Below are 15,985 nucleotides of genomic sequence, written 5' to 3' on the forward strand. Positions count from 1 at the left end.
GTGTGCCCTCGGCGGTGATGCGGTGCGTCAGTCGGAGACCGCGGCGGCCAGCAGTTCCACGAAGCCGACGTCCTCCCGCGCGACGCCGAAGACCTCGGCGCGCAGCAGGGTCCGCTCGGCCCAGGCGCGGTGCGGCTTCACCTCGTTCATCTTGTTCGTGTACGCCGACCTCAGGACACCCCCGCCGCCGCGTTCCGGCCGCAGGATGTCCGCCGCGTCGCTGAACTCCTCGTGGCTGACCACCGACAGCGCGTGCACGGGCAGGACGTGGGAGGGGTGGATGCAGGTCTTGCCGAGCAGCCCGTTGGCCTGGTCCAGGGAGATCTCCCGCAGCAGCCCGTCCATCGCGTGCTCGATCAGCTTCTCGCGCAGCTCGACGGCCTGCACCTCCATGAAGGGGCTCTGCCGCAACTGTGGCTTGAACATGCGCTCCTGCACCCGGAAGTACTCCCACACCGGCCCGGTCACCGTGAACCCGGTGCCGTCGGCCCGCCCCAGCATGTTCACCACGTCGGCGATCACGGAGGCGACGACCTGGAGGTCGTAGGCGGTCATGTCGGGGGCCCTGCGCAGCCCGTACGAGGAGCAGAAGTCCGTCACCCCGAGGCGCAGCGCGAGTACCCGGTCGCGGTACTTGTCGACCGCGCGGAAGATCCCCTCCAGGGTCTCCACCCGCGACTCCCGGTAGAGCAGCTCGGGCGATTCGAGGACCGGCATGGCGAACAGCCGCCGTCCGCTCTCCGCCTCGGCGGCCTGCACCGCCTCCAGGAACGGAATGCCCCGTTCCGCGGTGAACTTCGGCAGCACGAACCCGGACAGCAGCCGCACCGCGGGCCCGAGACGCCGCACCAGGTCGGGTATCTGCTCGGGGACGCGGACCCGGATGAACAGCAGCGGGAGGTGCACGGAACCGGACGCCTGCTCGAGCGTGGCCAGTTCGTCGAACTGCCGGACCAGGTTCTCCTCGCCGTGTTCCACCTCGGCGTCGTCGATCGAGTCCTCCAGGCACAGCACCATCGAGACCACGCCACGCTCCGCCTGCTTGACGATGTCGTCGGCGAGCCGCGGCCGGGTGGCCGGGCTGTAGAGCGTGGCGCCCAGGGCCGCGGAGAGCGTCCGCGCAGGGGAGTCGGCGGTGAACTCGCACGGCTCCTGATGGAACAGGCGCTGCCGCACCTCGGTGGCGAGGTGCCCGAAATGACGCATGAAGCTCCCCCCGTGGCGCATCGAGCGGCCTGCGAAGACTGTCAAAAGGTGGCCGGTAATAGTACGTACGAATCCATGTCCGAGGTTCCCGTGGGGCATGAATTTCAGGTAACCCGGCCGTGTCCATGACCCGCGTTGTCGTGACCAGGACGGAGAAGGCAGGATGACCGCATGACGCACGCGATGCTGAAAGGGTCGAACGTCCCGCTGGACGTCACCACGGTACGGGCCGTGGTGCGCTGGACGCCCGGGCAGGGTATCCCGGACGTCGACGCCTCCGCGCTGGTCCTGGGTCCCGGCGGCCGTGTGCGCTCCGACGAGGACTTCGTCTTCTACAACCAGCCGCGGCATCCGTCCGGGAAGGTCTGGCGGCTGGGCAAGAAGCGGGTCGCCGACGGCCTGACGGACACGGTCCAGACGGATCTCGCCGGGCTCGACCCGGATGTGCTCCGGATCCTGCTGGTCGCCTCGGCGGACGGCGTCGCCTTCGACGTCGTACAGGGGCTGCGCATCCTGCTGTACGACGCGGCGGCCGCCGGTGAGGAGCCGCTGGCCTACTTCGACATCAAACCGGAGACCGGCCAGGAGACCGCGCTGATCTGCGGTGAGCTGTACCGGCGGGGCGACGGCTGGAAGTTCCGCGCGCTCGGTGAGGGCTACTCGAACGGCCTGAAGGGCCTCGCCACGGACTTCGGCATCTCGGTGGACGAGTCGGAGGAGGCGCATGGCTCGCAGGGCGCGGGCGCCGCTCCGGCCGCGCAGCCGCTGCCGCCGGAGCAGCCCGTGCAGGTGCCCTCGGCGGCTCAGCCGGCGTACGGGTATCCGCAGCCGGCGTACGGCTACCCGCAGCAGCCGGTGGCGGCCACGGCCCCGTCCGGGTACGGGTATCCCCCGCCGGTGACGGCCGTGCCCGACCCGGAGTTCCGGCTGCCGCCGCAGGGGCCGCAGTTCATCGGGCGGTAGGCGGTACGGCCGAGGGACGCCCGGCTCGCGCTACCGGTCCGCCTTGGACTTGTAGCCCCGGCCCCACTGGAGGCCCCAGCCGTACAGGCGGTCCAGTTCCGACTGGAAGCCGTAGACGAACTTGACCTCGCGGCGGACGACCAGTTCGCCCTTGACGTTCTCGATCAGGACCACCGCGCACGAGCGTGCCTGCGGGTGGCGTTCGTCGAGGCCGATCTCGATGCGCGGGCCATTGCTCGGATACATCGTGACGATCGCGTGGGTGCGGTCGAAGGCGGGTGTCTGGTCGTAGATGTAGACGAAGACCAGCAGCCGTTTGATCTGGTCCCGGTGGTCGAGGTTGATGTACATGGTCTCGCCGGACGCGGACCCGAACCGGTCGTCGCCGCTGAGCTTGACGTACGGCGGTGCGTTCACGTCGCCGAGGAAGCCGCCGAGGGGCTGTACGACGCCCTTGGTGCCGTCGGACAGCTCGTACATGCAGCCGAGGTCGAGGTCGACGTTGACCATGCTCTGGCTGTGCCCTTGCACCTCCGGCGGCTTGAGCGCCTTGAACGGGTGCCGCAGCAGGCTCTGCCGGGCCGGACCGTCGAAGTCCGAGGTGCGCATCCGCCAGGTCAGGTTGACGCGCAGATGCCCGGTGGCCGCGCCCTGCTTGGTCAGCGACACCTGGTGGTGCCGCTTGGTCAGCTCGATCGCGTTGGACGAGGCGCTGCCCGAGTCGAAGTCGGCCGCGCGTCCTCCCAGCAGACCGTCGAAGAAGCCCATGTCCCTTTCCGCCCCCAGTTCACCGCACACCGGACCCATGCGACGGGGCGGCCCCGAAGGACCGGTTCGACCCGGTCCTCGTCGGCCGCCCCGCACAAGAGCGTTCCCTCACCCGGAGGGCTGTCACACCCCTGAGGAGACCTCGCTCTGCGCGTCCGCCCCCGCGGCGCTCGTCTCGGCCGCCGCCAGGGCGCGGTTGCGGCGCACCGAGGACCAGAAGGACCAGGCGATGAGGACCACGCCGACCAGGCCGGTGATCACCTCGTTGATCTCGTACTGGATGGTGACCATGAGGATCACGGCCAGCGCGCCGATCGCGTAGTGGGCGCCGTGCTCCAGGTAGACGTAGTCGTCGAGGGTGCCTTGGCGGACCAGGTAGACCGTGAGCGAACGGACGTACATGGCGCCGATGCCGAGGCCGAGGGCCATCAGGACGATGTCGTTGGTGATGGCGAAGGCGCCGATCACGCCGTCGAAGGAGAAGGACGCGTCGAGCACCTCGAGGTAGAGGAACATGAAGAACGCGGCCTTGCCGGCCAGGGCGACCGCCGAGCGCTTCTTGCCGGTGCGCGCGGCCTCTTCCTCCTCCTCGTGCTCGCGTTCCTCCTCTTCCTCGAGCTTGTCCTCGAAGTAGCCGGACAGTCCGCCGACGACCATGTACGTGATCAGACCGGCGATGCCGGCGATGAGCACCGTCTGCGCCTTGTCGATGTGCGCGCCGCCGTGCTGGTGGGCGTTGGCGGCGAAGGTGAAGGAGGTGATGAGCAGCACGACCAGGGCGATGCAGACCGACAGCATGTCGATCTTGCCCAGCTTGGCGAGCGGCCGCTCGATCCAGTGCAGCCACTTGATGTCCCGGTCCTCGAAGATGAAGTCCAGGAAGATCATCAGCAGGAACATGCCACCGAACGCGGCGATCGCCGGGTGGGCGTCCGTGACCAGCTGCTGGTAGCGGTCCTTGTTGTTGAGCGCGAGGTCGACCGCCTCGACGGGTCCCATCTTGGCGGTGACGGCGACGATCACGACGGGGAAGACCAGCCGCATGCCGAAGACCGCGATGAGCACGCCGATCGTGAGGAAGATCTTCTGCCAGAAGGCGTTCATCTTCTTCAGGATTCCGGCGTTGACGACCGCGTTGTCGAAGGACAGCGAGATCTCGAGGATGGACAGGATCGCCACGATCCCGAAGGCGGTCCACCCCCCGTACAAGACCGCCGCGGCCAGGCCGAGCGCGGTCACCGCGAACGACCAGCCGAAAGTTTTCAGAAGCACTGGCTACCCAATCCGTATCCGGTACGGGTCTCCCCCGCGCCGCACATGCCTTTACGAAACGTTGACCCCGAAGTCTAGAGCGATCCCGCGCAGTCCCGACGCGTACCCCTGGCCCACGGCGCGGAACTTCCATTCGCCGTGGTAGCGGTAGAGCTCGCCGAAGATCATGGCGGTTTCGGTGCTGGCGTCCTCGCTCAGGTCGTAGCGGGCGAGCTCCGCGCCGTCCGCCTGGTTGACCACGCGGATGTAGGCGTTGGAGACCTGGCCGAAGGTCTGGCCGCGCTCGTCGGCCATGTGGATGGAGACCGGGAAGACGATCTTCTCGCACTGCGTCGGCACCCTGGTGAGGTCCACCAGGATCGTCTCGTCGTCGCCCTCGCCCTCACCGGTGAGGTTGTCGCCGGTGTGCTCCACCGAGCCGTCCGGGCTCGTGAGCTGGTTGTAGAACACGAACCACTCGTCGCCCAGCACCCGGTTGGCGCCGCTGCACAGCAACGCGCTGGCGTCGAGGTCGAAGGGGGCTCCGGTGGTGGAGCGCTCCTCCCAGCCGAGTCCGACCATGACGTTGGTCAGGTTCGGTGCGGCTTTGGAGAGGGAGACGTTGCCTCCCTTGGCGAGCGTGACGCCCATGATGCTGGTCCTCCCCGAGGTGGTGCCTGTGTGGTTGTCCTGCGCGTCCGGCGCCGCGCTGAAACGCGCGGCGCCGGACGGGTCGGGATTGCTGCGAAGCCGCGCAGACCTGGACTCAGACGTTCACGCCGAAGTCCTGCGCGATACCGCGCAGGCCCGACGCGTAGCCCTGGCCGATGGCGCGGAACTTCCACTCCGCGCCGTGGCGGTACAGCTCGCCGAAGACCATGGCCGTCTCGGTGGAGGCGTCCTCACTGAGGTCGTACCGCGCGATCTCCTGGCCGCCGGCCTGGTTCACCACGCGGATGTAGGCGTTGCGCACCTGTCCGAAGGACTGCTGGCGGTTCTCGGCGTCGTAGATCGAGACCGGGAAGACGATCTTGTCGACGTCGGCCGGCACGCCGGCCAGGTTGACCTTGATCGTCTCGTCGTCGCCCTCGCCCTCACCGGTGAGGTTGTCACCGGTGTGCTCCACCGAGCCGTCCGGGCTCTTGAGGTTGTTGAAGAAGACGAAGTGCTGGTCGCTGGCCACCTTGCCGGAGTTGTTCAGCAGCAGCGCGCTGGCGTCGAGGTCGAAGTCACTGCCGGTCGTGGTGCGGGCGTCCCAGCCCAGGCCGACGAGGACCGCGGTCAGGCCCGGGGCCTCCTTCGTCAGCGATACGTTGCCGCCCTTGCTGAGGCTGACTCCCACGAGTCCTCCATTGGTGTCCGGGGGCCGGGAGCCCCGTCGTGCATCGGATATGGGATCAACGACTCGATCCTAGTGACGGGTTCCCGCGCCACGCAGGCCCTGGAGCCGAAGAATCACGGGTGTCGGGAACACCGGGTCACAGGGTGTCGAGCGCCTTCACGTAGTCGTTCAGGTCGCGCGCGTCCGGCAGGCCGTTGACCACGGTCCACCGCACGACGCCCTCCTTGTCGATGATGAAGGTGCCGCGCACCGCGCAGCCCTTGCCCTCGTCGAAGACGCCGTAGGCGCGCGAAGTGTTGCCGTGCGGCCAGAAATCGCTCAGCAGCGGGTACTCCAGGCCCTCCTGCTCACCGAAGACGCGCAGGGTGTGGATGGAGTCGTTGGAGACGGCGAGCAGCTGGGTGTCGTCGTTGACGAACTTCGGCAGGTTGTCGCGCAGGGCGCACAGCTCGCCGGTGCACACACCGGTGAAGGCGAACGGGTAGAAGAGCAGCACCACGTTCTTCTCGCCGCGGCAGTCGGACAGCCTCACGGTCCGGCCGTGGTTGTCCTTGAGTTCGAAGTCGGGCGCCTTGTCGCCGACCTGGATCGCCATCGTCCTGCTTCCCTTCGGTGGGACTGTTCGGGTGATGCCACCCTACGCAGTGACCACCGCAGGCCGACGGACGGGCCGACGCGAGTCGGCCCGTCCGGGGTCCTGGGACGAGGTGGAGCTACTTCTTGGACTTGGCGGCCTTGGGTGTCGCGAGGCGGCTGCCGCTCCAGTCCTTGCCGACGCTGACGCTCTTGCTCGCAGACAGACCCGCCGTGGTCGCGGCCTCCGAGATGTCGCTCGGCTCCACGTAGCCCGAACGGCCCGTCTTCGGTGTGAGGAGCAGGATCGCGCCACCCTCTTCGATGTACGTGGTGGCGTCCACCAGTGCATCCGTCAGGTCGCCGTCGTCGTCGCGGAACCACAGCACCACGGCGTCGGCCACGTCGTCGTAGTCCTCGTCCACGAGCTCGCTGCCGCTCGCTTCCTCGATGGCCTCGCGGAGGTCCTGGTCGACGTCGTCGTCGTAGCCGATCTCCTGGACCACCTGCCCGGGCTGGAATCCCAGCCTGGCGGCCGGGTTAGTCCGCTCCTCCGCGTGGTCCGCGGTCGCGCTCACGGGTTGCCTCCTGATGATGTTGCGATTTAGGTCTTCAGCCACGCGCGTGCGCGAAGCATTGGCCGTAGTCCACACGGGCGGGCCGGATCGCGCAAGTACCCGGCGGTTCAGACCGCCGAAACGGTGACGATCCCGGCTGTGTCGCCGCAACTCCTGACACGGTATCGCGATCAGCGGTGACACACACCACACCGTTCTGTCCGGTTCGCGTGTTCGGAAGCACGCGCCCGGGCAGGGGATGCCCGAAAGGACCCCCAGGGTTACCCCGCGGTAGAGATGACGTGCGGCTTGCGCGAGGTACACGATGGGGAACGGTGCAGGCACAGGTAGACAAACCTACAGGAACCCAGGAAACCAACAGAACGAACCCAGATACGCCCCAGACATGTCAGCCCTCTGACAGGTAAGGAACAGCGTGGCTTCCGGATCCGATCGAAACCCGATCATCATTGGCGGCCTCCCGAGTCAGGTTCCTGACTTCGATCCCGAGGAGACCCAGGAGTGGCTCGACTCGCTCGACGCCGCGGTCGACGAGCGGGGCCGGGAGCGGGCCCGCTACCTCATGCTCCGGCTGATCGAGCGCGCCCGCGAGAAGCGCGTGGCCGTGCCCGAGATGCGCAGCACGGACTACGTCAACACGATCCCCACCAAGAGCGAGCCGTTCTTCCCCGGCAACGAGGAGATCGAGCGCAAGATCCTCAACGCCACGCGCTGGAACGCCGCGGTGATGGTCTCCCGCGCCCAGCGGCCGGGCATCGGCGTCGGCGGCCACATCGCCACCTTCGCCTCCTCCGCCTCCCTCTACGACGTCGGCTTCAACCACTTCTTCCGCGGCAAGGACGACGGCCGGGGCGGCGATCAGGTCTTCTTCCAGGGGCACGCCTCACCGGGCATCTACGCGCGCGCGTACCTGCTGGACCGGCTCACCGAACAGCACCTGGACGGCTTCCGGCAGGAGAAGTCCAAGTCGCCGTACGGCCTGTCCAGCTATCCGCACCCACGCTCGATGCCGGACTTCTGGGAGTTCCCGACGGTCTCCATGGGCCTCGGCCCGATCGGCGCGATCTTCCAGGCCCGGATGAACCGGTACATGCACGCGCGCGGGATCGCGGACACCTCCGACTCGCACGTGTGGGCCTTCCTCGGCGACGGCGAGATGGACGAGCCGGAGTCGCTCGGCCAGTTGTCCATCGCCGCCCGTGAGGGCCTGGACAACCTGACCTTCGTGGTCAACTGCAACCTCCAGCGCCTGGACGGCCCGGTGCGCGGCAACGGCAAGATCATCCAGGAGCTGGAGTCGGTCTTCCGGGGCGCCGGCTGGAACGTGATCAAGCTGATCTGGGACCGCTCCTGGGACCCGCTGCTGGCCCAGGACCGCGACGGCGTGCTGGTCAACAAGATGAACACCACGCCGGACGGCCAGTTCCAGACCTACGCCACCGAGTCCGGCGCCTACATCCGCGAGCACTTCTTCGGCGAGGACCACCGGCTGCGCAAGATGGTCGAGAACATGACCGACCACCAGATCCTGATGCTCGGCCGCGGCGGCCACGACCACCGCAAGATCTACGCGGCGTACAAGGCGGCGCTGGAGCACAAGGGCCAGCCGACGGTCATCCTGGCCAAGACGGTCAAGGGCTGGACCCTCGGCCCGAACTTCGAGGGCCGCAACGCCACCCACCAGATGAAGAAGCTGACGGTCGACGACCTCAAGCGCTTCCGCGACCGGCTGCACCTGCCGATCTCCGACAGGGAGCTGGAGTCGGGCCCGCCGCCGTACTACCACCCGGGCCGGGACACCGAGGAGATCCAGTACATGCACGACCGCCGCAAGGGCTGCGGCGGCTATGTGCCGACCCGGATCGTGCGCAGCAAGCCGCTCGAACTGCCGGGCGACCGGACGTACGCGTCCGTGAAGAAGGGCTCGGGCCAGCAGTCCATCGCGACCACCATGGCCTTCGTGCGACTGCTGAAGGACCTCATGCGGGACAAGGAGATCGGCAGGCGGTTCGTGCTGATCGCGCCGGACGAGTACCGCACGTTCGGCATGGACTCCTTCTTCCCGAGTGCGAAGATCTACAACCCGCTCGGCCAGCAGTACGAGTCCGTCGACCGCGATCTGCTGCTCGCCTACAAGGAGTCGCCGACCGGGCAGATGCTGCACGACGGCATCTCCGAGGCGGGCTGCACGGCCTCGCTGATCGCGGCGGGCTCGGCCTACGCCACCCACGGCGAGCCGCTGATCCCGGTGTACGTCTTCTACTCGATGTTCGGATTCCAGCGCACCGGCGACCAGTTCTGGCAGATGGCCGACCAGCTGGCGCGCGGTTTCGTCCTGGGCGCGACCGCCGGCCGCACGACCCTGACCGGTGAGGGTCTCCAGCACGCCGACGGCCACTCCCAGCTGCTGGCCTCCACCAACCCGGCGTGCGTGGCCTACGACCCGGCGTACGGGTACGAGATCGCGCACATCGTGCAGGACGGCCTGCGCCGCATGTACGGCGGCGACGAGCGGCATCCGCACGGCGAGGACGTCTTCTACTACCTCACCGTCTACAACGAGCCGATCCAGCAGCCGGCCGAGCCGGTGGACGTGGACGTCGAGGGCATCCTCAAGGGCCTGCACCGGCTCGGCGAGGGCACGGCGGGCGACATCCCGGCGCAGATCATGGCGTCGGGCGTGGCGGTCCCGTGGGCCCTCGAGGCCCAGCGGATCCTCGCCGAGGAGTGGAACGTCAGGGCCGGCGTCTGGTCCGCGACCTCCTGGAACGAGCTGCGGCGCGAGGCCGTGGCGTGCGAGGAGTACAACCTGCTGCACCCGGAGGAGGAGCAGCGGGTGCCGTGGCTGACGCGGAGGCTGAGCGCGGCCGAGGGGCCGTTCGTGGCCGTCTCCGACTGGATGCGCTCGGTGCCGGACCAGATCGCGCGGTGGGTGCCGGGGACGTACCAGTCGCTGGGCGCCGACGGCTTCGGCTTCGCCGACACCCGTGGGGCGGCCCGGCGGTTCTTCCACATCGACGCCCAGTCGATCGTGCTGGCGGTGCTGACGGAGCTGGCCCGCGAGGGCAAGGTCGACCGGTCGGTGCTGAAGCAGGCCCTCGACCGCTACCGGATCCTGGAGGTGTCGGCGGCCGACCCGGGCACGGCGGGCGGCGACGCCTAGAGCCGGAGAGGCGCCTGGAGCCGGAGAAGGGAGGGCGGCGGGCCGATGGCCCGCCGCCCTCCCTTCTCCGATGTCGGAAGACCACGGCGACCAGGGCCGGGAGCGAGCGGGCGCCCGTCCAGGTGCGGCCCATCGCGAGCCGCCCGCGCGCTGCCCCCCCTCCGGCAGCGCGCCGCGGCCTCTTCTCCCCCGCCTTCTGCGGAGGACTTGACCCACTGTCACCTGAGGTGCGGACCGGAGGCGAGGGAACTTCGGCGGAGTCACCCTGACGGGCGAACTCCGCCGCTCGAAGGGGTCCTCAGATGTGGCCGACGCCCGCGCCCGCCTCCGCGTTCTCCCCGCGCTTGGTGAGCAGCGCCACGAGGACGGCCACGGCCGCGATTGCGGCGGCGACGAGGGAGGCGAGGCTCATGCCGGAGATGAAGGTGTCGTGCGCGACGGTGGTGATCTTCGTGGCGATCATCTCGGGCGTGCCCTGCGGCACCGGCGCCGCGCCGAACTGGACCGCCTCGGAGGCCTGGTCCAGCTGGGCGGGGGTGAGCGGCGGGAGCCCCGCGTCCTTCCAGTTGCCGGCCAGATCGTTGTTGACCTTGGAGGCCATCACGGCGCCCAGCACGGCCGTACCGAGGCTGCCGCCGATCTGCATGGCGGACTGCTGGAGCCCGCCGGCCACACCGGACAGCTCCAGGGGCGCGTTGCCGACGATGACCTCGGTGGCACCGACCATGACGGGGGCGAGGCCGAGGCCGAGCAGGGCGAACCAGATCGACATGGTGAGGCTGCTGGTGCCCGTCTCGAGCGTGGACATGCCGTACATGGCGAGCGCGGTGGCGGCCATGCCGGCCGCCAGCGGGATGCGCGGGCCCACCTTGGTGATCATGAAGCCCGCGAGCGGGGAGCCGACGATCATCATGCCGGTGAGCGGGAGGAGGTGCGTACCCGCCTCGATCGGGCTCATCCCGTGCACGTTCTGGAGGTAGAAGGTGACGAAGAACAGGCCGCCCATGAACGCGATGGCCATCAGCACCATGAGCACCACGCCGGCGGACAGCGGGACCGAGCGGAACAGCGCCAGCGGGATCAGCGGCTCCTTCACCTTCGTCTCCCAGAAGGCGAAGGCGGCGAAGCCGAGCGCGGACGCGGCGATGTACGCCCACGTCGTACCGTCGCCCCAGCCCCAGGCCGGAGCCTTGATCAGGGCCCACACCAGGCAGAACATCGCTCCGGAGAGCAGGACGATGCCGGGGATGTCGAAGGAGCGCGGCGCGTTCTTGGCGCGGTGGTCGAGCAGGATCAGCAGGCCCAGGATCAGGGCGAGGGCGCCGACGGGCACGTTGATGAAGAACACCGACTGCCAGTTGACGTGCTCGACGAGCACACCGCCGAGGATCGGGCCGCCGGCGGTGGAGGCACCGATGACCATGCCCCAGATGCCGATGGCCATGTTCAGCTTCTCGGCCGGGAAGGTGGCCCGCAGCAGACCGAGCGCGGCCGGCATCAGCAGCGCCCCGAACAGGCCCTGGAAGACCCGGAAGGTGATGACCATGGCGATGCTGTTCGACAGGCCGATGGCGCCCGACGCGGCGGCGAAGCCGGTCACGCCGATGAGGAAGGTCTGCCGGTGCCCGAAGCGGTCACCGAGCTTGCCCGCGGTGATCAGGGAGACCGCGAGGGCGAGGAAGTAGGCGTTGGTGATCCACTGCACGTCGGCGAGGGTCGCGTGCAGCTCCTTGCCGATGACGGGGTTGGCGATGGCCACGATGGTGCCGTCGAGGGCCACCATCATGACCCCTACGGCGACGGTGATCAGGGTGACCCACGGGTGCCCTCGCAGCCCCTTGGCCGGCGTGGGGTCCGATGGGCCCGCTGGGGCTTTGTCCCCCGGCCCCGTCGTGTCGATGGTGGTCTGACTAGTCATGGATTCGAGGCTAATGACAGTCACTGACAAACGACAAACCAATTCACAAGTCGGTAACTGACATGTCACTCCCCTATAGTCTGATCAGGGGAATCGGTTCGCGTTCGGGGAAGCGGTGCGGAAGAGAAGTCCGGAGAGGTCCATGGAGACGGCGGGGACCGCCGGGACGGCGCCACGGACGGTGTCGCGGACGGCGGCACGGCCGGGACTGCGTGAACGCAAGAAGCGGCGCACCCGCGACGCACTGCTGCGGGCGGCGCTGGAACTGTTCACCACCCAGGGGTACGAACGAACGACGGTCGACGAGATCGCCGAGGCCGTCGACGTCTCCCAGCGCACCTTCTTCCGCTACTTCCCCGGCAAGGAGGAGGCCGCCTTCGCCGTGCAGGAGATCGTGGAGGCGCACTTCGTCGACTCGCTGCGCGCCCGCCCGCCCGGGGAGGCTCCGCTGGAGGCGCTGCGCCGGGGCCTGCTGGAGGGCTGGGACACGATCAGCGACGCCGTGGGGAGCGTCGTGCCCGTGGAGCTGTACCTGCGCATGTTCCGGGTGATCGAGTCGACGCCGTCCCTGCTCGCCGAGCATCTGCGCCGTTCGGCGGAGACCGAGGAGCAGATCGCGCGGCTGCTCGCCGAGCGCGAGGGCCTCGACGTGGACGCCGATCCGCGGCCGCGGCTGGCGGTGGCCGTGTTCGGCGCGGTGATGCGGGTGACGAGCCGTCAGTGGAGCACACGTGAGGGCGCCGGTCAGGAGGCCATGCGGGAACTCACCGCCGCGTACCTCGACCAGGTGGGCCCCGCGCTCACCGGGAACTGGCGTACGAGCCCGCGGCCTTGAGCCCGGACATTCCACCGATCTTGAACTGCCTTACGCCGGACCGATCTTGGACACGCTCACCGGCTGAGGTCACCGTCACACTGCTCGAAACGTGATACCTGTCACTCGGTTAACGCGAGACCGTCTCGTTCTCCTAGTGTGTCCTCCCAGTGACTTCCTTCGGCACCTCCCCACAACTCAACGTCTGGCGCGCACTGCTCGCGCTGGCCGTGGTCTTCGTGATGCTGGCCACCACCGGCTGGACCGCGGTGCGCGGTCATCGCGGAACCACCGCCCTCCAGGCGTCGCTGACCGCCTGGGACCACGGCCGCCTGCACGGGCACCGGCTGCCGGACGCGGACGCCTCCCCCACCCTGCTGCGGCGCTTCTTCGCCTCGCTCGGCGCGCAGGACCGCGGCCGGCTCGCCCGTCGCTACCCGCTCGCGGTCGGCAACATGGACGGCGCCCCGGTCCGGCTGCGCTACCAGGCCAACCGCATCGCGCTCCACCAGGCACGCAAGGTCGAGCTGGCCCGTATGCACGACAGCAGGCTCTCACCGGTCGGGCAGCAGGACGCGGGCCGCCGTATGCAGCGCTACACCTCGCTGATGGCGAAGGACCGGCAGATCCTGGCCTTCGATCCCGACGGGACGGGCCGGGTCGCCGAGGTCTTCGGCGACCTGGGGAGAGCCGAGCGGGTCTCCGTCGTCGTCCCCGGCGTCGACACCGACCTGTTCACCTTCCGGAAGACCTACCGCCCGTACTCGGCGCCGTACGGGATGGCGAAGTCGCTGTACGCGGCCGAGCGCAGGGCGGCCCCCTCGACCCGCACGGCCGTGATCGCCTGGGCCGACTACACCTCGCCCAGCGGGCTCGGCGTGGACGCGGCCACGGCGATGCGCGCCGAGGAGGGCGCGGTGCGGCTGAACAAGCTGCTGCGGGGACTGCCCGGTGACTCGTCCGTCTCGTTGTTCTGCCACAGCTACGGGTCGGTGGTGTGCGGCGTCGCCGCGCGGGCGCTGCCGCAGCGGGTGTCCGACATAGCGGTGGCCGCAAGCCCCGGCATGCGGGTGCGGAGCGTCTCCCATCTGCACACCTCCGCCCGGGTGTGGGCGATGCGGGACGCCACCGACTGGATCCAGGACGTGCCCTACCTCGAACTCGGCGGCCTCGGCCACGGCGCCGACCCGGTCTCCGCGGACTTCGGGGCACGGGTGCTGTCGGCACGGGGCGCCAAGGGCCACGCCGGCTACTTCGAGCCGGGCACCGACAGTCTGGCGAACTTCGCCGAGATCGGGGTCGGCTCGTACGGGTCGGTGCGGTGCGCACATGACGATGACGGATGCCGGGCGGATTTGTCCGGCGCGACACCGGCCGGACGCGCGTAGAGACAGCAGGAACTGCGGTCCGCCCGGGGAGGGACGAAGGAGCTTTGTGCCCCCTACGATGAGCCGCATGGGTGACGTACTGGCCGGATTTCACGCTGCCTGGGAGTTCGAGTCCGATTCCGTGCTCATCCGCTACGAACGGGGGATTCGAACACCCAAGCTCTTACAGGCCCTCGGTGCCCGCCGGATCCCGCTGGCGGCCCTCGCAGGCGTGACGCTCACCGCGGGCCGACGCGGCACCGTGGTCCTGAGTGCCGAGCCCAGACCGGGCGCCGATCCGCTGATGGAGGCGGCCGACGGGCAGCTCAAGGAGGGGTGCGACCCGTATCGGCTGGTGCTGCCGGCCGAGCGGGAGACGCTGGCCGAGTACTACGCCGAGGAACTGCGCGCCCGCCTCTCCGCGAACGGACCGGCCGACCGCCACCTGGTGGCGGCACCGCGGGCCCCTCAGCAGTTCAAGGCCTACGACGGGAAGGCGTCCTTCGACGGTACGGCGGTGCGGTTCCGGTGGTCGTGGACGGGAGCGTCCTCGGCCAAGTGGAAGGCCGGCGACCAGAGCTTCCCCGTCGCCGACATGGGCGGGGTGGAGTGGCGCTCGCCCGAGGTGTTCGAGGGGCATCTGCGGTTGCTGCCACGCGATCCGGGTGCCGCCGCGCAGTCGCAGCAGCCGGATCAGGATCCGGCCGCGGTGGTGTTCGGGCTCGGGTACGGGCCCGTGCACGAGTCACTGCCGTTCGCCGCGGCCGTACTGGCCGCGGTGCGGGCGGCGGGCACGCCCGCGCCGGTGCCGGTGCCGGCCCCGCGCCGCGACCCCGCGGACATCGCGGAGCGGATCCGCCACCTCGGGGAACTGCATCAGGCGGGGCTGGTGACCGACGAGGAGTTCTCGCTGAAGAAGGCGGAACTCCTGGCCGAGCTGTAGCGGCCCGGCCAGGGGCGCCCGTGCCGTCGGCGCGGCACGGGCGGGCTTCCGTCCGGCCGCACCCGGCGGCGGACGGTCACCGCTGCTCCCGGCCCCGCGACGTGAACGACATGTCGGCGTAACGCGCGCCCGACACCTTCGCGGCGATCGGCTCCAGCAGTGCCAGCTCCTCCTCGGTCAGCACGATCCGCGTCGCCGCCACGTTCTCCTCCACCCGGCTCGGTTTGCGGGTGCCGGGGATCTGGACGACCGGGAGACCGTGCACGGACGACCGCTGCTGCACCCAGGCCAGGGCGATCTGCGCGAGTGAGGCTCCGTGGGCCTTCGCGACCGTGCGGACCGGCTCCAGCAGGGCGGCGTTGGCCACCGCGTTCTCCCCCTGGAAGCGGGGCATGGTGCGGCGGAAGTCGTCGCCGGTCAGCTCCTTCGCGGCGTCGACGAACCCGCCGGTCAGAAAGCCCCGCCCGAGTGGCGAGTACGGCACCAGCGCCACACCGAGATCGCGCGCCGCGGGCACCACGTGCGTCTCGATGTCGCGGCTGAACAGCGACCACTCCGACTGGACGGCGGCGATCGGGTGCACGGCCCGCGCGGCCCGCAGCTCGTCGGCCGTGACCTCGCTCAGACCCAGGTGCTTCACCTTGCCCTCGCGCACCAGGTCGGCCATGGTCCCGACGCTCTCCTCGATCGGGACGTTCACGTCACGGCGGTGCATGTAGTAGAGGTCGATCACGTCGACGTCCAGGCGCTCCAGGCTCGCCTCGACGGCCTGCCGTACGTAGGGCGGGTCATTGCGGATGATCCGCCTGGTCGGCTCGTCGGGCGGGATCGACAGGGCGAACTTGGTGGCGATCACGACCTCGTCCCGGTGCGACTTGAGGAACGGGGCGAGGAACCGCTCGTTCTCGCCCTGCCCGTAGGCGTCCGCCGTGTCGTAGAGGGTCACGCCCAGTTCCAGGGCCCGCTCCAGGGTGGCGCGGGACTCCCCCGCGTCCGCGGGGCCGTAGGCGAAGCTCATGCCCATGCAGCCGAGGCCCTGTACGCCGACCTCCGGTCCGTCCTCGCCCAGCCGTACGGTCGGGATCCTGCTCTCGGTCAT

The 15,985-nt window shown here is 69.4% G+C and carries 14 protein-coding genes; 5 read left to right on the forward strand and 9 right to left on the reverse strand.

Annotated features, from left to right (window positions below; all coding sequences use genetic code 11):
• Nucleotides 1-27: 27 nt before the first annotated feature.
• Complete coding sequence (locus ACFY3J_RS00520) at nt 28-1,206, reverse strand: HpcH/HpaI aldolase/citrate lyase family protein (RefSeq protein ID WP_390839650.1); 1,179 nt, start codon at nt 1,204-1,206, stop codon at nt 28-30.
• Between the two features lie 171 nt (nt 1,207-1,377).
• On the opposite strand from ACFY3J_RS00520, the gene ACFY3J_RS00525 reads away from it, so the two are divergent.
• On the forward strand, nt 1,378-2,169 hold the full coding sequence (locus ACFY3J_RS00525) for a TerD family protein (RefSeq protein ID WP_390839652.1): 792 nt from the start codon (nt 1,378-1,380) through the stop codon (nt 2,167-2,169).
• 30 nt (nt 2,170-2,199) lie between these two features.
• On the opposite strand, the gene ACFY3J_RS00530 is transcribed toward ACFY3J_RS00525, so the two are convergent.
• From ACFY3J_RS00530 to ACFY3J_RS00555, 6 genes are all read right to left on the reverse strand, one after another.
• A complete protein-coding gene (locus ACFY3J_RS00530; protein WP_365426385.1) occupies nt 2,200-2,937 on the reverse strand; it encodes a Tellurium resistance in 738 nt (245 codons plus the stop codon).
• Between the two features lie 123 nt (nt 2,938-3,060).
• Nucleotides 3,061-4,209: a DUF475 domain-containing protein gene (locus ACFY3J_RS00535; protein ID WP_384173637.1), complete on the reverse strand. Its 1,149-nt coding sequence runs from the start codon at nt 4,207-4,209 to the stop codon at nt 3,061-3,063.
• Nucleotides 4,210-4,260: 51 nt separating this feature from the next.
• Nucleotides 4,261-4,839 carry a TerD family protein gene (locus ACFY3J_RS00540; protein WP_384173634.1) on the reverse strand — a complete coding sequence of 193 codons (579 nt, stop codon included), beginning with the start codon at nt 4,837-4,839 and terminating at the stop codon, nt 4,261-4,263.
• A 115-nt stretch (nt 4,840-4,954) separates the two neighbouring features.
• A complete protein-coding gene (locus tag ACFY3J_RS00545) occupies nt 4,955-5,530 on the reverse strand; it encodes a TerD family protein (RefSeq protein ID WP_384173631.1) in 576 nt (191 codons plus the stop codon).
• A 136-nt stretch (nt 5,531-5,666) separates the two neighbouring features.
• Nucleotides 5,667-6,125 (reverse strand): peroxiredoxin, encoded by a 459-nt coding sequence (locus ACFY3J_RS00550; protein WP_390839655.1) that lies wholly within the window; start codon nt 6,123-6,125, stop codon nt 5,667-5,669.
• Nucleotides 6,126-6,243: 118 nt separating this feature from the next.
• Nucleotides 6,244-6,681 carry a DUF3052 domain-containing protein gene (locus ACFY3J_RS00555; RefSeq protein WP_225075000.1) on the reverse strand — a complete coding sequence of 146 codons (438 nt, stop codon included), beginning with the start codon at nt 6,679-6,681 and terminating at the stop codon, nt 6,244-6,246.
• Between the two features lie 415 nt (nt 6,682-7,096).
• Between ACFY3J_RS00555 and aceE the strand changes: the two genes are divergently transcribed.
• Nucleotides 7,097-9,844 (forward strand): pyruvate dehydrogenase (acetyl-transferring), homodimeric type, encoded by a 2,748-nt coding sequence (gene aceE / locus ACFY3J_RS00560; protein ID WP_384173627.1) that lies wholly within the window; start codon nt 7,097-7,099, stop codon nt 9,842-9,844.
• 298 nt (nt 9,845-10,142) lie between these two features.
• Here the strand turns inward: aceE and ACFY3J_RS00565 are convergent, their stop codons facing one another.
• Nucleotides 10,143-11,762 carry an MFS transporter gene (locus tag ACFY3J_RS00565; RefSeq protein WP_384173624.1) on the reverse strand — a complete coding sequence of 540 codons (1,620 nt, stop codon included), beginning with the start codon at nt 11,760-11,762 and terminating at the stop codon, nt 10,143-10,145.
• Between the two features lie 142 nt (nt 11,763-11,904).
• Between ACFY3J_RS00565 and ACFY3J_RS00570 the strand changes: the two genes are divergently transcribed.
• From ACFY3J_RS00570 to ACFY3J_RS00580, 3 genes are all read left to right on the forward strand, one after another.
• Entirely contained in the window at nt 11,905-12,597 is a 693-nt protein-coding gene (locus ACFY3J_RS00570; RefSeq protein WP_384173621.1) for a TetR family transcriptional regulator, read from the forward strand.
• A gap of 149 nt (nt 12,598-12,746) precedes the next feature.
• Nucleotides 12,747-13,964, forward strand: coding sequence for an alpha/beta hydrolase (locus ACFY3J_RS00575; protein ID WP_384173618.1), 1,218 nt, complete (start codon nt 12,747-12,749; stop codon nt 13,962-13,964).
• 67 nt (nt 13,965-14,031) lie between these two features.
• Nucleotides 14,032-14,886, forward strand: coding sequence for a DUF4429 domain-containing protein (locus ACFY3J_RS00580; RefSeq protein WP_390839657.1), 855 nt, complete (start codon nt 14,032-14,034; stop codon nt 14,884-14,886).
• A 76-nt stretch (nt 14,887-14,962) separates the two neighbouring features.
• Here the strand turns inward: ACFY3J_RS00580 and ACFY3J_RS00585 are convergent, their stop codons facing one another.
• Nucleotides 14,963-15,985 carry an aldo/keto reductase gene (locus ACFY3J_RS00585; protein ID WP_390839660.1) on the reverse strand — a complete coding sequence of 341 codons (1,023 nt, stop codon included), beginning with the start codon at nt 15,983-15,985 and terminating at the stop codon, nt 14,963-14,965.

This window comes from Streptomyces sp. NPDC001231 (assembly GCF_042896885.1).
Classification (GTDB): Bacteria; Actinomycetota; Actinomycetes; order Streptomycetales; family Streptomycetaceae; genus Streptomyces.

What these genes read in the sequence shown, in the direction of transcription:
- ACFY3J_RS00520 (WP_390839650.1), bottom strand. Translation starts at nt 1,206, where the DNA reads ATGCGTCATTTCGGGCACCTCGCCACCGAGGTGCGGCAGCGCCTGTTC.
- ACFY3J_RS00525 (WP_390839652.1), top strand. Translation starts at nt 1,378, where the DNA reads ATGACGCACGCGATGCTGAAAGGGTCGAACGTCCCGCTGGACGTCACC.
- ACFY3J_RS00530 (WP_365426385.1), bottom strand. Translation starts at nt 2,937, where the DNA reads ATGGGCTTCTTCGACGGTCTGCTGGGAGGACGCGCGGCCGACTTCGAC.
- ACFY3J_RS00540 (WP_384173634.1), bottom strand. Translation starts at nt 4,839, where the DNA reads ATGGGCGTCACGCTCGCCAAGGGAGGCAACGTCTCCCTCTCCAAAGCC.
- ACFY3J_RS00550 (WP_390839655.1), bottom strand. Translation starts at nt 6,125, where the DNA reads ATGGCGATCCAGGTCGGCGACAAGGCGCCCGACTTCGAACTCAAGGAC.
- ACFY3J_RS00565 (WP_384173624.1), bottom strand. Translation starts at nt 11,762, where the DNA reads ATGACTAGTCAGACCACCATCGACACGACGGGGCCGGGGGACAAAGCC.
- ACFY3J_RS00570 (WP_384173621.1), top strand. Translation starts at nt 11,905, where the DNA reads ATGGAGACGGCGGGGACCGCCGGGACGGCGCCACGGACGGTGTCGCGG.
- ACFY3J_RS00580 (WP_390839657.1), top strand. Translation starts at nt 14,032, where the DNA reads ATGGGTGACGTACTGGCCGGATTTCACGCTGCCTGGGAGTTCGAGTCC.
- ACFY3J_RS00585 (WP_390839660.1), bottom strand. Translation starts at nt 15,985, where the DNA reads ATGACCGAGAGCAGGATCCCGACCGTACGGCTGGGCGAGGACGGACCG.